General features: G+C 39.7%; 13 protein-coding genes. 6 read left to right on the forward strand and 7 right to left on the reverse strand.

Features of this window, described 5'->3' with window-relative positions; all coding sequences use genetic code 11:
• Positions 1-119: 119 nt before the first annotated feature.
• Positions 120-1,202 (forward strand): glycosyltransferase, encoded by a 1,083-nt coding sequence (locus tag G6N79_RS10435; protein WP_103907265.1) that lies wholly within the window; start codon positions 120-122, stop codon positions 1,200-1,202.
• A 219-nt stretch (positions 1,203-1,421) separates the two neighbouring features.
• Here G6N79_RS10435 and G6N79_RS10440 read toward each other — a convergent pair whose 3' ends face one another.
• Positions 1,422-2,012, reverse strand: a complete 591-nt coding sequence (locus G6N79_RS10440; RefSeq protein ID WP_103907266.1) for a YceI family protein — start codon at positions 2,010-2,012, stop codon at positions 1,422-1,424.
• A gap of 573 nt (positions 2,013-2,585) precedes the next feature.
• Here G6N79_RS10440 and G6N79_RS10445 point away from each other — a divergent pair.
• The gene (locus G6N79_RS10445; protein WP_103907267.1) at positions 2,586-3,167 is read left to right on the forward strand and encodes an ankyrin repeat domain-containing protein; all 582 of its coding nucleotides are present in this window, start codon (positions 2,586-2,588) and stop codon (positions 3,165-3,167) included.
• A gap of 30 nt (positions 3,168-3,197) precedes the next feature.
• Here G6N79_RS10445 and G6N79_RS10450 read toward each other — a convergent pair whose 3' ends face one another.
• Positions 3,198-3,818, reverse strand: coding sequence for a hypothetical protein (locus G6N79_RS10450; RefSeq protein WP_103907268.1), 621 nt, complete (start codon positions 3,816-3,818; stop codon positions 3,198-3,200).
• A gap of 356 nt (positions 3,819-4,174) precedes the next feature.
• Here G6N79_RS10450 and G6N79_RS10455 point away from each other — a divergent pair, with 356 nt between their 5' ends.
• Complete coding sequence (locus G6N79_RS10455; protein ID WP_103907269.1) at positions 4,175-5,839, forward strand: ABC1 kinase family protein; 1,665 nt, start codon at positions 4,175-4,177, stop codon at positions 5,837-5,839.
• 130 nt (positions 5,840-5,969) lie between these two features.
• Here G6N79_RS10455 and G6N79_RS10460 read toward each other — a convergent pair whose 3' ends face one another.
• From G6N79_RS10460 to G6N79_RS10480, 5 genes are all read right to left on the reverse strand, one after another.
• Positions 5,970-7,706, reverse strand: coding sequence for a thiamine pyrophosphate-dependent enzyme (locus G6N79_RS10460; RefSeq protein WP_103907270.1), 1,737 nt, complete (start codon positions 7,704-7,706; stop codon positions 5,970-5,972).
• A gap of 486 nt (positions 7,707-8,192) precedes the next feature.
• A complete protein-coding gene (locus G6N79_RS10465) occupies positions 8,193-9,074 on the reverse strand; it encodes an IS3 family transposase (RefSeq protein ID WP_164527198.1) in 882 nt (293 codons plus the stop codon).
• A gap of 23 nt (positions 9,075-9,097) precedes the next feature.
• Positions 9,098-9,631 carry a transposase gene (locus tag G6N79_RS17550; protein ID WP_146060690.1) on the reverse strand — a complete coding sequence of 178 codons (534 nt, stop codon included), beginning with the start codon at positions 9,629-9,631 and terminating at the stop codon, positions 9,098-9,100.
• 404 nt (positions 9,632-10,035) lie between these two features.
• Positions 10,036-10,929 carry a DUF3078 domain-containing protein gene (locus tag G6N79_RS10475; protein ID WP_103907856.1) on the reverse strand — a complete coding sequence of 298 codons (894 nt, stop codon included), beginning with the start codon at positions 10,927-10,929 and terminating at the stop codon, positions 10,036-10,038.
• 300 nt (positions 10,930-11,229) lie between these two features.
• Positions 11,230-12,081 carry a glycosyltransferase gene (locus tag G6N79_RS10480; protein ID WP_103907855.1) on the reverse strand — a complete coding sequence of 284 codons (852 nt, stop codon included), beginning with the start codon at positions 12,079-12,081 and terminating at the stop codon, positions 11,230-11,232.
• Between the two features lie 253 nt (positions 12,082-12,334).
• Between G6N79_RS10480 and G6N79_RS10485 the strand changes: the two genes are divergently transcribed.
• From G6N79_RS10485 to G6N79_RS10495, 3 genes are all read left to right on the forward strand, one after another.
• Positions 12,335-12,760 carry a BT0820 family HAD-type phosphatase gene (locus G6N79_RS10485; RefSeq protein ID WP_103907854.1) on the forward strand — a complete coding sequence of 142 codons (426 nt, stop codon included), beginning with the start codon at positions 12,335-12,337 and terminating at the stop codon, positions 12,758-12,760.
• A gap of 478 nt (positions 12,761-13,238) precedes the next feature.
• Positions 13,239-14,390, forward strand: coding sequence for an MraY family glycosyltransferase (locus tag G6N79_RS10490; protein ID WP_103907853.1), 1,152 nt, complete (start codon positions 13,239-13,241; stop codon positions 14,388-14,390).
• Positions 14,391-14,408: 18 nt separating this feature from the next.
• The gene (locus tag G6N79_RS10495) at positions 14,409-15,368 is read left to right on the forward strand and encodes an NAD-dependent epimerase/dehydratase family protein (RefSeq protein WP_103907852.1); all 960 of its coding nucleotides are present in this window, start codon (positions 14,409-14,411) and stop codon (positions 15,366-15,368) included.
• The last annotated feature ends 6 nt before the right edge of the window (positions 15,369-15,374 follow it).

Below are 15,374 nucleotides of genomic sequence, written 5' to 3' on the forward strand. Positions count from 1 at the left end.
ATATTTATCATGTTTTTGTAATAAAAAAATTCGAAATTCGTATAAAGTGTAAAAAAACATTTACGGAATTATTAATATGAATGGTTCTGTGAATTATTTTTAATTAAAACAGTTTAAGAATGCCGACAAAAGTATTGCATGTTGTTACTCGTATAGACACCGGTGGAATTAGTACCTTTCTGTCAAATTATTATAAATTTATTGATAAGAGTAAGGTTTTATTTGATATAGTTGCAATAGATACTGGTAATGAACAAGAGTATCATTCAATTTTTCAAAAGCAAGGTGTGGGAATTTTTTATATGCCGAATCCAATAAACCAGCGTGCGGTTTATTTGTATAATTTGATAAGGAAAAATAAATATGATGTTGTTCATTCCCATATTGAGTTACAATCAGCTATTTATCTAACGATAGCCAAGGTGGCAGGTGTGAAAAAACGAATTTCTCACGCTCATTTATCAAGAGCAAATTTAGGGATGAAAAATATGTTTTTCCGCAAATTATTGAATAACGTTTCTACTCATAAATTCGGAGCAAGTGATTTATCCATACGTGCTGTTTATGGGGATAAGGAAATAAAAAACAGCTTAGTTATTAATAATGCTGTAGATACAGATTATTTTACCTTCAATGAAGAAAAAAGAAATTCTTTAAGAAAAGATTTAGGATTGAAATCTGACGAGATCGTACTTGGATTCGTTGGAAGAATTAGTGCCCTTAAAAATATTTTCTACCTTAATAAAATCATTCATGAAGCATATACAGCAAACCTAAATATAAAATTACTTGTGATTGGAGTTGGAGAACTTCATGCAGAAATGGAGCAAGATTTGAAAGATAAAAATCTATTGCATCTTGTACATTTTCTAGGAAATAGAAAAGATGTAAATGAGCTTATGATGGCATTAGATATTTTACTTTTGCCATCTTTTTCTGAAGGTCTTCCCTTAGTTTTAGTCGAATCTCAGAGTACCTGTTTAAAAAGTTTAGTTTCAAATAAAGTGACTAGAATGATTAAAATAACTGATTATATCGAATATTTAGGTATTGATGATGATAATCTAAGAGATTGGACTGAACGCATTGCGGTATTAAATAACTCCTATTTTAGGGGAGAACCTGTTAAAAAACTTATTACTGAAAAAAAATTCAATATAGCTGTAGAAGTAAAAAAACTTGAAAATATTTATTTAGGTTAATGGATGAGCCTTATTTACAATATCTTACCTTTAGTTTGTAATTAACCTGATGACTTTTGGCATTTAATTTTTTGTAACATATCATGTAATTCTGTTTCAAAAATTGGGTTTCCGTTTGATGATTTAGTATCATTAAAATAGAATAAGGATTCAACATAATTGAATCCTTTATTTTCTATTTCTAGTTTTAACCTGAATGATTGAAAAACATGTGTTTCTTTAGTTTTTCACTAATTCCACATTCACTGTAATCGCAACTTCTGGGGCTACTGCATCAATACCGGCAGGTGTTTTGTCTGCATATTTGATATTGTAATCAAAGCGATTGATCGTAGTTTTAGCAGTGAAACCTGCACGTGTTTTACCCCAAGGATCAATGATAGTTCCATTGTTCTGTACCACATCAAAAGTAACATTCTTGGTTACATCTTTGATTGTTAGGTCACCTGTTAATTTAAATTTTCCTTTTCCAGCTTTTGTCAATGTTGCATTGCTCAGGGTCATTTTTGGGAATTTCTCAGCGCTGAAGAAATCATCACTTTTCAAGTGATTGTCACGCGCTTCAATTCGTGTATCGATGCTGTTCACATCAATGGAGAAACTAACGGTTCCTTTGTCAAAATTTACGGAATCCTTAGACTCAGCCTGACCTTCCAATTTGGTGAATTCACCATCAACAAAAGCGATACCCAAATGTTTGATTTCAAAACGAGCGTTTGTGTGGGCTGGATCTACTGACCATTTCACCTGTGAAAAGGCCATGTTGCTCATGAATAAGATACCTGCTAATAAACTAAATACTGCTTTCATAATGTATATATTTTAAATGTTTTCAATGATTTGGTACAAAGGTGAAGATTACTTTTTGCCACGGCATTGATCTATGTTAATAAATGAAATAAAATATAAAATTGTTTTAGGAAAGCCGGTTTGATTTTGAAAATAGAAGGTAAAGCCGTCTGTAAAATGCATTCTATTTATATATTGCTGTGCACCGAAAATGGATAGGTGATGCGTATCGAAGAGATAATTTTATAAAATAGTACTTTGATAGAAAAATTGAATTAATATCCTTAATAAGATAAGAACCTTTTATTGGGCATTGTTATATTTAGATGATTAGGTATTTATGATTGACGTAAGTATGAACTCAAAATAATTTCCACATATGAATTTCAAGGATATATTGCGTGAAATACGGTAAAAATTGGATATATTTACCTTATTGAAAAACATGGAAAGGGGTTTTCTGTTTTGAGTTTAGTGAGGCTATTTATTTTAAATTATTGGAGTTGGAAGGAGCTGCTCTGGAGATCGGTTTTATTGATCTTGGGGATCTTCTTTTTTGTAAGTTGTAAAGCACAAAGTAACAAACAAATGATAATGGATTCAGAAGTAGAAAATGCCGTTAAGCGAGGCGATACCGTTTATTTGGATAAGCACGTGAATGCCTCCAATATTGAAGCCGTAAATGCGCAATCCCAGAGTATGTTAATGATGGCAACCTATCAGGACAATTATGATTTAGCTTCATTTTTGGTGAAAAAGGGCGCCGATCCGAATCAACAGGATGAGCAATTGAACAGCCCTTTTCTCTATGCAGGAGCATCGGGTTATTTGGATATGGTGAAACTATATTTGGCATATGGAGCACGTTTCGATGTTTTTAACCGCTACCATGGTACGGCTTTAATTCCAGCAGCAGAGAAAGGACACATTGAGGTGGTTCGTTTATTGGCAAAGACGAAAAATTTCCCCATCAATCACGTTAATAAATTGGGGTGGACCGCACTAATGGAAGCTATCGTATTGGGGAATGGAGGGAAGGATCATGTCGAGATTGTCAGTATCCTCTTGAAGGCAGGTGCTGATCCGAATATTCCGGATAAAGATGGCGTTTTGCCCATCGAACATGCAAAACAAAAGGGATTTTCCGAAATCGTCGAAATCCTGCAATTACACTAATTAAAATTGGCTTCAAGCGATAATCAACAATCAACCTAGTTTTTTGATTACCCTTTCTAGCCTCTTTCTTTTACTTTCTTTATCAAATTCATCCAATCGCTGCACCAAAAGGGATCGTAGGGAAGGAGCTTCGTTTTTATCAATCTTTGGTAGGACTGCTTCTGCGTACATGGGAAGCTGGTTGGATGGACAGTGCTGAAGCTGTTCCAGAAGTAGAGGGAAGATAATGTCACGATGTTCCGGAAAGGTGAAAAGATTATTCAGTATACCGATGAAATTATCCCTTGTAATGACAGAGCCATCTGCTACAGCATGGGATAGTTCCGGTATGTAACAGAAAATTTCCTGGCCATATACCGCAGAAATCGTTCGCAAAGCAGTCATGGAGCCCCATTGCAGGCGGTTGTTTTTGCTCTTTAATCCCAATAGGAATTCAGCAATATACGGTTGTAATAATGCGGGTTGCAATTCGCCGATTTCATAGAGCACCTTAATACTGTCGTTCTGCAATTCTTTGTGTTTGCTCTGAATAAGCTGGATAAGGTCTGTTATAGATTGCTGATCGTTCGACTGAACAATTTCTCTTGCTAAAATAATATTAGGTTCTTCATCGCGCCTTCCTAAAGTAGACGCCAATCGGGTTTTTATCATTATATTAGATCAGTAGGTATAGCTCAAATGTACAAGATTTTCTCTAATTATTTGTTGAAAATCAGGAGAATCTAATGGAAGTGGCGAATTTAAATTCCATTTGAAAAATAATTTGCGAAAAATGAATTCCGGCTTGCTTTACTCCAAAGGATTATGCCTTGCTTGTAACAGATCTAAACCTAACATCTTAACGTAAAATTAGCAGTTGACTGCCTGACTCCGTTAAAATTATTGGTAGCTTTCGGAATGTCCTGCCCTTGGCGGCCAATAAAATGCAGCTGGAAAACATTGTGGTACAGTTTTCGTTTTTATAATGTTGGACTGAAATTCAGAATATAGATAAATATTAATAGTATATGTTGCACATCAATGGTTTTGAGAAAATAAAGCGTGTAGGTCAGATTCTTAAGATTCTATCCAAACATGGGTTTGATGAGATCGTTTCGCGCTCCAATCTTGATCGGATCTTACCGGATAGCTTTCTTTTCTGGAACAACCATGCCCGCCGTGTTTTTGAGGACAACTTCAATATCCGTGTCCGTATGGCAATCGAAGAACTCGGCCCGACCTTTATCAAACTGGGGCAGTTGTTGAGCAATCGACCGGATATTATTCCGCAGGATCTGCAGGAAGAGCTCGTAAAGTTACAGGACGATGTCGCGCAAGAGGATATTGATATTCGAAAAAGGTTGGCTTCGGAGTTGGACATCGATGTGGATGCTCATTTTATGCGCATTGACCCCAAACCCATCGCATCAGCATCGATTGCCCAGGTCTATCGTGGGCAATTAAAAGATGGAAAGGAAGTAGTTTTCAAGGTCAAACGGAGGGATATTGACGAGATGATCCGTGCAGATCTCGATTTTATCAAGGATTTGGTGAAGTTGCTGCAGCGGAAGTATGAAGTGGTCTATAAAATGAACCTGTACCAGATTGTGCTCTCCTTTGAAAGCTCCCTCTTAAATGAATTGTCCTTTACGAATGAAATAAATAATATCCAAAGGTTCCGTCGGAACTTTGCCGAAAATAAAGAGGTTTATGTTCCTACGGTGTACAGAAAGTACAGTACGGATACATTGATCTGTATGGAATTTATCGATGGGGTGAAGGTGAATGATATGGAAGGTTTCCAAGCGCTTGGTCTGTATCCGAAATCCATTCTCCAAAATGTGCTGGATCTCTATTTAGAACAGGTGTTGATGCATGGGTTCTTCCATGCGGACCCTCATCCGGGCAATGTCATGGTGAACAGAAGGGGGCAAATCGTCTTTATCGACTTTGGGGCGATGGGTTTTATGATTCCGGAAGATCGCAAGATCATTGAAGCTATGGTCATCGATTTCTTAGCAAATGATGCCAAGAGTTTGATCAAGAATATCAAACGGTTGGCGGTTGTACATCACATTGAGGATGAACGCCGGTTGGAAAGGGATGCCTATGAAATCTTCGAGATGATCAAGCAGAATGCATTGGATGATATCGATATCTCGGTAATGCTACAAAAATTGAATACCGTTCTTCAGAGCAATCATATCCTGCTGCCGGACTTTGTGTACATCCTGCTTCGTGGGGTGTCCATCCTTGAAGGGACCGGTCGTCAGTTGGATGCTGACCTGAATGTGCCTGAGAGTATTTCTCCCTTTGCCAAGAAGATCGCCGCCCAGAAACTATCCGCCGATCACCTGATTGCGGAATTGAAGGACAAGGCGAAGTTTGCGAAGGATGTCCTAACCGAGGTCCCTTCGGATCTGCTGACCATCCTGGAAAAAGTGAAGGATGATAAGGTGACCCTAAACCATAAAATGGAGGACTTTGACAACCTGCAGCTTATTCTTCACCGGATGGGAAATAAATTCTTATTATCGATATTAGCTATGACCTTTGGCGTCGGTGCCAGTATCTTGGCGCATGGTCGCGTGGGCTATCTGTTGTGGGGCATTCCAGTGCTATCTTGGTTTGGCTTCGCGATGAGTTTCTTTCTTTGTTTCGCGTTATTGAGCCATCTCTATAAGAGCAAATAATGCTGCAATTAATTTCCTGTAGACATACTGTCATATGAACAGGAATCTACCATACAACTAAGGCATCCCAATTTGGGATGCCTTTGTCATTTTAATTTTCTGCGCTATAAATGGGTATACACTGATCTTTTTAAATCAATTCTTTCAGATGTTTGTAGTTGGATTTTATGGTATCAAATACCTCATCCATTTTACCTCCCAAAATTAACTTTGCCATACTTTCCGTCATGCCCATGACCTGCTTTGCCGTGATATGGGAAGGCATCGCCAATGCACTTGGGTTGGTGAAGATGTTCAGTAGGAAAGGACCATCCACCTTTAAGGTTTCGGCTATGGCTGCATCGACTTCTTCAGGTTTGCGGATGTTCATTGCAGGGATGCCGAATGCTTCAGCTACTTTAGCAAAATCGGGATTTTCCATATCGGTTTGGTTGTCCATCAGTCCGGCAACCTGCATCTCCAATTTAACCATGCCGAGGGCCCTGTTATTAAAGATAATCAGCTTAATGGGTAAGTTGTATTGTCGGATCGTTGCCAGGTCACCCATGAGCATCGATATGCCGCCATCGCCGCACATGGCAATGACCTGTCTTTCTGGGTGAGCCAGGGAGGCCCCGATTGCCATAGGCATCGCATTGGCCATGCTACCATGATTGAAGGACCCCAGGAGTTTTCGGTCGCCGATTTGGTGAATATAGCGTGCGCCCCATACACAGGACATGCCGGTATCGACCGTAAATATGGCATTGCTTGTAGCATGTGTATTCAATACATCCGCAACATATTCCGGTTGTATGGCATTTTCCTTGCCTGAATCTTCGACATATTCGTGCAAACTTTCGGCTACTTTGGTGGCAAACTTGCCAAATGAATCCAAGAATGCGGGGTCAGTTTTTTCATGGAGAAGCGGAAGCAGCGCTAAGATGGTTTCTTTAATGTCGCCGACCAATCCCATAGCTAATTTGGCGCGCCTGCCCAATCGTTCTTCTGCCGTATCTATTTGAATGATTTTATTGTCGAGCGGCATAAATTCATCGTAGGGCATGTCTGTTCCCAGCAGGAGCAGTACATCGGCTTCTTTCATGGCCTGGTAACAACTAGGGATCCCCAACAGCCCGGTCATACCGACATCGTACGGTGCTTCCAGTTGGGCATTCATTTTTCCACGGAAGCTATAGCCGACTGGCGCTTTCAGGTATTGTGCTAAGGCACGGATTTCCTCCCGAGCACCATTGGCTCCAATACCGGCATATATGGTCACTGTTTTTCCGTTGTTGATTAGATCGGCCAATTGCTGAAGTTCCATATTGGAAGGCCTGATGACGGGGTTACAGCGGAATACCTGTGTACTGGTATGGGTTTCATGCGCTTTTAATTCGGAAATGTCTCCAGGTAGCCCAATCACACTGACTCCCTTTTTGGATATAGCGTGCTGAATAGCCGCCTGTATCATCCGAGGCGCCTGTTCAACGGTTGTGATCAATTGATTGTAACTGCTGCAATCGTCGAAAAGTTTATAGGTATTGGTTTCCTGGAAATAATCCATGCCCATCTGATGGGTCGGAATGGTCGAAGCAATCACGATCATAGGAACATGCGCACGATGTGCCTCATAAACGCCATTGATGAGGTGGACATGTCCCGGCCCGCAGCTCCCGGCACAACAGGCAATTCCGTCGAGCTCTGCTTCCGCAGCCGCCGCATAAGCACCGACCTCCTCATGTCGCACATGGATCCATTCAAGCCTTCCATCTTTCCGGACCGCTTCATTAAAATAATTTAAACTATCTCCGGTAACTGCATATATCCGTTTCACACCAGCTTCTACTAACATTTCTACCAATTGCTCTGCAACTATTTTTGCCATGTCTATTTGTTTTGGGGTTAATTTTCAATTCTTATACTTAAGAAACAGCGTGTTGTTAGATTGGTTTCAAAAAATAGTAAATAGGTAGAAATCCGGACAGAGGGAAGAAATGGGGTGATTTGACAACTTTTAAAAATTTTAGTCCTCTTCCCTAAATCGTATCCAAGGTTGCCCATATAAGCGTTTAATACCCCAAAAGCATTTGATTTTATTTGTATATAACTTGTTGTAATTCAGGTTTTTAAAATTTATTTTAAGTTTATTCCGAGTTATTCGCACCTGGACCTTGTTCGAGGTGAGAGCGTACTGAGAGCGTGGTGAGAGCGTGGTGAGAACGTGTCTATAGACACGCTCTCACCACGTCTTCAACTCGGACGCACCACGGACGCACCTCAGGCAAGGTCTGTCTTGTCCTTATATAGCTATACAAATTATTGGATTAATTCTGAATTGATTATACAGGCAAATTTGGTAATACTATATGTACTATACAAACTCTTTCTGCACTATTGGATATTTTTTCGGTCTCCATCTCTTTCTCAGCGCACCTGACCTCATATGTGCCTGTTCAGGTGTGAGGTAATCACAGCTCGCGTGGGGCCTTAGGTTGTTGTATACCCTGATGTTCTCCCTGATCTTTCTTGTGGTCTCCCTCAGGCCACTCTGTGATGCGTAGAGGTCAAACTCCGCCTTCAGTATGCCGTTCACCCGTTCGGCTATCGCATTCTCATAGGGATCCCCGTTCTCGGTCATGCTGACCCCGATCCCGTTGGTGCGTAGGATATCCACATAGCCTTTGCTACAGTACTGCGAACCCCGATCGGAGTGGTGTATGAGTCCCTTTCCCGGATACTGCCTCTGCTGCAGTGCCATCTGCAGGGCATCGATACATCCCTGTGCCGAGAGGTCGCCCCTGAACGCCCAGCCCACTATCTTTCTGGAATAGGCATCGGTGACCAGGCTCAGATATCCCCAGCGCCGGTTGAGCTGTACATAGGTGATGTCGCTTACCCAGACCTGCTCGGGGCGCTCGACCGCAAGTTCCTTTATCAGGTTTCTGTACTTCTTCATCCAGTGCCGCGAATCGGTGGTGACCGCCTTCCTCTTCCTGACCCTGATCTGTAGGGAATGCTCCCTCATCAGGGCGAAGAGATAGTCGCGGCCGATCCTGATCCCATGTTCCTGCAGGGGGCCGGCGAGCATATGGAGCAGCTTCCGGGTACCGATCCTCTTCTGTTCGCTGCGTATCCGCAGCACGTGCTGCAGGATGATCTCGTCCTTCAGTCCGACATCCTGCACCCGCCACTGGCGGTCATAGTACGCATGCCTTGTTCTGCCAAACAGTCCGCAGATCAAACGGATCCCCATTGCTGGGGATTCCTGTTTGATCTTTACGACCGCTTGGCACCAGACTTTTTTCTGATGTCGATCTTGAGCTGTTCCTCGGCAATATCGATCATGGTATCCAATGCCCTGATCTTCAGGTTTGCATATTCCAGGGCCTTCTTCAGGGCCAGGATCTCTGCCTCTTTGGGGTCTACGGGTTTCTTGTTGGCCATATCATCGGGTTCTGGGGAACTAAGTTCGGTATTTTTCCCCTTATATTCCCTGACCCATCTGGAGACCGTACCGCAGGAGATATCAAAGGTGTTCCCCGCCCGGTAGGCGCTCATCCCGTCCTGGACCGCCCTGATCACTGAACGCTTCAGCTCGGTGGTATACCGCTTTGCCCCAATGGGCTGTCGCCCGAACTTCTTCATCCAGCGGATCAGGCTCACTTCGGAGACACCGTACTGTTCCATCAGGTCCCGGCGGGGGACCCCAAGTTCGATCTGATCCAGCATGTGGAGGATCAAACGCTTGTCGAATGGCTGCTTCTTACTGGTCCGCTCAGCGAACTCAAACTCTCTTTCTATTGTTTCCATACACTTTGTTTTTGTGTATAGCTTTTTTAGGATTGGACAGTCCAATAGTGTTCAGACACAGTTATAAACAAGGGACTGCACCACGAGATTTTAAATAAAATCGGCCAAATGGTATAAAAATGAAAAGAGGAGAGCGTGGTAGGTCTAATGCTTTTTCAAAATAGAGCATTGTTATTTAGGGAATTGGTAAAACGAAATGATCTTTGAATGATTGGAGTTGATTTGCTTAAATATAACAATTACGGTTTCAAATCGCCTGCTAATAAACGATTAATTTTTCGATATCGCTTGTGTTCTCATGGCGCCCAGAAAATATCAAAGGCATGGAAAATGAAAACCGCCAGCACGGAGATTCCATGCTGACGGTTTTATGTTTTCCTCGAACCTAGTGGTTCTGCAATATTTTAGAATTTATAGGTAAATCCAGCGCCAAGTACTTGTCTTACCTGAAGACCTGGTCCTGTAGTTCCATTTTTCTTTGGAACGTTAACATTATCATCGTAAATCAACTGTACTGCTGCGTTTACGGAAATGTATTTGTTGACTTGCATTGCCAAATTTGCCAAATAATCCACATCTACATTTTGTGGATCTTGCAGGTAATTGGAGTACAATTTCAGGATATTCTCTAAAGAGATGTTCTCCATCAGGTTTACTTTATAATAGGCATCTAGGGAAGCACCAAATTCATTTCTTGAGAATTTATCAGGATCTACACCATAGGATTCACGGAGGCTTTCTGCGCCGACCATAATGAAGCGAGCAGCAGCAGGAGATAGGTTGATTTTAAAGTTATCGGATTCCTTGTAAGCGATACCGGGACCGAAACTTAAATATGCTGGTGCAAATGGAGCGGAGATTTTCTGGTCTCTGTATTTTCCATCGTAAGTATACCCGTTTGCGAACTGGGTGTTGAAGTTCATAAAGAAGGTATATAGCCATTTTTCAGCGGCTTGATAGCCCAATAAACTGTTAACCGCAAAACGGTCATCGTTTTTACGCCAGTTTGTTTCTTTCTGGAAGGTCTGGCCATACGCCGCGATAACCTTATTGTCCCAGTTCCATTTGTCCTTTTTGTAATTGAAGTCGTAGTTGAAGATCAGGTTTCCGGCCATGGAGTTCACACCACCTGCCGCCCAATTGCTAAACGAGCTTTGGTTGATTAGGAATGTGTTCTCACCTTTGATGGTCCAGGTTTTTGTGGTGTCAACTGCGGCAGCGTCAGTGGTTTCTTGAGCAACAGCTTGAAAAGTTAGAAGTGATAAAGCAGATAAAACTCCAATTTTTAATACATTCATCTTTTAAAATGTTTAATTATTTGAATAGTTTTTGAATTTTAAGGTGGCTAATTTATCAATTTCCATGTTTTTTTTAATTGCAAAATTTTATTCTGTGGAGGATTGCCGATGAAGGAGTTGAAGAAAATCGGAATTATCGACGTTTTATTTAAAATGGCCAAGATTTTTGCGGTAATTCAGCGAACTTGATTTAATGGGTGCCAAATTTTCTTTTGTAACTTTTTAAAAAAGAAAATCGGATTTTGACAGATATTGTTAATGATTTATTCACATTGGAGATATATTGTAAATATAGGTTGGTCAAATATTCAAATTGTTAAACTTTTTTGAGGTGAACAATTTAACAAGAAACCAAATAGTTTTGAAATGTTCGATTCCGTGAAGATATTTTCTGGGGTAATATTTAATAATTTTTTCTAGAGATTTTAAATTTCTACCCCAATAGTGGACTATGTATTTTGAAAACCTTCTGAAAAGTTCCTTTTCAACGTATTTATCTTTAGGGTGATCAAATTTCCATGTTATACTTTCATGGACCTGAATTGTTGAGTTAAACCATTCTAAGGTTCTATTGCCTATTGAAATATGGTGTACGTTAATAGAGTTAATAACATAATTTGTATATTTCTTAGCAGTTCTTAGTGAAATTGATAAATCATATGCATGATATCCGCTTATATTTTGATCGAATCCTATTTCTAAGAATATGCTTTTTTTTCCAAATATAAATACTCCGTCCAAACCCAACACCTGATGAAAATTCTCTTCAAAATTTCTCAAGTTTTCTTCAGAATCCCCAAGGCCATGAATTAAATTTATATAATTATACTCATTCGTTATAAACCAATCATTAGGAACATCAGGAAAATAATTACCACCTGCCAATCCTATCAAACCAACATTAGGTAGCTCTAAAAATTTAAGTAAATATTTTCCCCAACCATTATTTAAAAAAATTAAATCTTCATGGATAAATAATATGTATTCATATTTTGCCTGATTTAGTCCTTTTTCGTAGGCCTCGTTGATACTAAAAATTCCTGGGTTCCATATTTGAATCAATTCATATTCTATCCCTATGGTCTGATGAATATTGTTTTGTATGTTTTGGAAGTATGAGGAATTATAGGAGGATATAACTATTGAAATCATTGGGTTATTAGAATTAGCATATTGAGGAAACGTTGAGAAATTAAAATATATTTTAATATAAAGCTGTTTTTTGTGAGGTTACGAAATTACGAAATTACAAATTGATGTAAGATTTTTTGTAAATCTATTCCGAATTGTAGCCATTAATTTACCTACTTGTTAGCTTACGATATGATTCATTAGGCAAAATGAAATTTACTTATATTATAGTTCTTCGTCAAAAATTATTATATTTTTGGAAATACTATAAAATATGATTATTGCAGTTGATTTTGATGGAACCATCGTTGAGCATAAGTATCCAGAGATTGGAAAACCTATTCCTTTTGCTATTGATACCCTAAAAATGCTAGCAAATGAACGTCATACCTTATTGCTTTGGACAGTCCGGGAAGGTCGGTTATTACAGGAGGCGATTGATTATTGTGCAGCCCAGGGGTTGACCTTCTACGCGCATAATGCGAATTTCCCAGAAGAGAATCGGAACTCGGGAGCTCGAAAATTAACTGCCGATCTATTTATAGATGATCGAAATTTCGGTGGGCTCCCGGATTGGGGGATCATCTACCAGGCCATTAAAAAAAGAAGGATGTTAAACCTGCGCTTCAATGAAGAGAATCTTATGGGGGAAGGGCAGCAAACTCCTAAAAAAGCTTCTTGGAAAAACCTTTTCAGGTAAGAGTTAACAACATAGATCTCATCCTTTCCTCCATTTCCTTTTGGATTGCTAAATAGCAATTTCATTTTTTCACCTGTTATTAATTTTCCTTATATTTAAATAGTTTTCTGTATTTGATATGTTTTGAGCCTGTTTTACAAGGTTAATGGAAGTGCTTTCTGATGCTTTTCACATGAAATAGTTTTATTTTTTAGACTTTAACTATGGAGATTTTGGTTCAGAATTTACCTATATTGATATAAGGTAATTTGGCTATAAAAAGTGTGTAAAAAGTAGTTTTAACGCATAAAATCAATTGTCATTGTTGCGCTACAAATAAAGAAATACACCTCCAAACCATGTGTTAACCTTCGATTAACCTTTGATTATATCTTACTTTTGTGGAGTATTAAAAGTATTCGAAACAACATCATAATTTATTTGTTAGTGCAATGATGTCGTTCTGCATCTTGACTATTAATTATTTAGGATTATCATTATGGAGTTTGTTATTCTGCTCGTACCGTTCTTACTTGCGATTTTCTTGGGAAAGATCATCATACCCTATATTATGTTGATTACCTACAAGAAACGCCTGTTTGATCCTGTTGATGCCAGAAAATTACATCAAAGTATAATCCCTAGACTTGGCGGTGTTGCTTTCGTGCCTATACAGTGTTGTCTTTTGGCCATAACCATGGTCATCGTTTATAAAACAAACTTCGTCAACTTAGGAATTGTTACATGGGAGATTTTTCCCATGTTCATTATGTTGGTCTGCGGGATGGTGATCCTGTATATCATTGGTATTGCAGATGATTTGATAGGTGTCAGTTACAAATGGAAATTTGTCGCTCAAATTTTGGTGGCTAGTTTATTTCCGCTATCTGGCTTATGGATCAATGACTTATATGGTTTGTTGTTCATCACTTATTTACCTGCATGGGTAGGAATTCCTTTCACCATTTTTGTCGTTGTCCTGATCATCAATGCGATAAACCTCATCGATGGTCTGGATGGTTTATGTTCCGGATTGGTAGGGGTAGGGTGCTTGGTACTCGGGTCTTTATTTGCGTATTACCAAGCGTGGATTCATGCCTTATTGGCCTTTATTACCACCGGGATCTTAATTTCCTTTTTCTATTACAACGTTTTTGGTGCTTCCAAGCGCAGACGCCGGATTTTTATGGGCGATACGGGAAGTATGACATTGGGGTATACGATGGCTTTCTTGGCGATCAGCTTTGCCATGAATAACTTTGCCATTAAGCCTTTTTCCGAAGGTGCGATTGTCGTAGCATTCTCGATACTTATTGTACCGGTATTTGATGTTGCCCGCGTGATCTTTATCCGTTGGTATAAAGGCTTGCCCCTGTTCAAGGCGGATCGCAGTCACCTCCACCATAAGTTGTTGCGTTCCGGCATGTCTCATAAAAATGCGATGATGTCCATCCTCGCACTTTCACTTTTCTTTTGTATTTTTAATATTGTCACGGTACAATATATCAGCAATAATATTGTCGTTTTGTTGGATTTGATCCTATGGGGTTCTTTTACATTGATATTTAATTATATCGTGAATAAAAAAAAAGGACAATTGGAATTGAATGACAAAAAGGAGGACAATGTGAATGTGTCTGTTATAAATTAACTTAACCCTAATCGAAAGATGAAAATAGCAATCATTGGTGGTTCTGGATTCGTTGGTACACAATTGATCCAGAAGCTTTCAGAATCACCAAACCTAAGCCTTCTAAATATCGATAAACAACAGAGTGCAAAATTTCCTGAACTTACGCAAATCGGCAATGTGCTCGATAAGGATGGGCTGACTTCCTCCCTGAAGGGAGCAGATGTGGTTGTGCTGCTGGCAGCGGAACACCGCGATGATGTCACGCCGACGACTCTATATTATGACGTTAATGTCCAAGGTATGCGCAATACGTTGGAAGCGATGGAAGCAAACGGAATTCATCGCATTATATTTACAAGCTCTGTTGCTATATACGGTCTGGATAAGGATAATCCTGATGAATCATTTCCTGCTGACCCATTTAACCATTATGGCAAAAGTAAATGGGAAGCTGAACAGGTATTGCAAACCTGGTATACAACCCATGGCGATTGGAATATCAATGTGGTCCGACCGACCGTTATTTTTGGTGAAGGAAATCGTGGGAATGTATTTAATCTTTTGGCACAGATCGCGTCGGGAAAATTCATGATGATCGGCAACGGAAAGAATGAAAAATCAATGTCCTACGTAGGAAATATTGTGGCTTTCTTAAAATATATGATTATGGATAAGACCACAGGATACAATGTTTACAATTATGTGGATAAACCTGACTTCACAACAAATGATTTGGTGTACCACACTGGCAAAATATTGGGCAAAAACATTCCAACGACGCATATTCCTTATTTTTTGGGAATGTTAGGCGGTTATGGATTTGATCTGCTTTCCTTTATTACCCGGAAGAAGATGACCATCAGTTCCGTACGTGTGAAGAAATTCTGTGCGGTGACGAAATATGATTCTACGAAGGCGATGTCCTCTGGTTTTTTTCCCCCATTTGCGATGGAAGAAGGTTTGCGACGCATGTTAAAGGCTGAATTTGGCAAATAGGTGCTA

Origin of the sequence: Sphingobacterium lactis (assembly GCF_011046555.1) — a bacterium.
GTDB lineage: Bacteria > Bacteroidota > Bacteroidia > Sphingobacteriales > Sphingobacteriaceae > Sphingobacterium > Sphingobacterium lactis.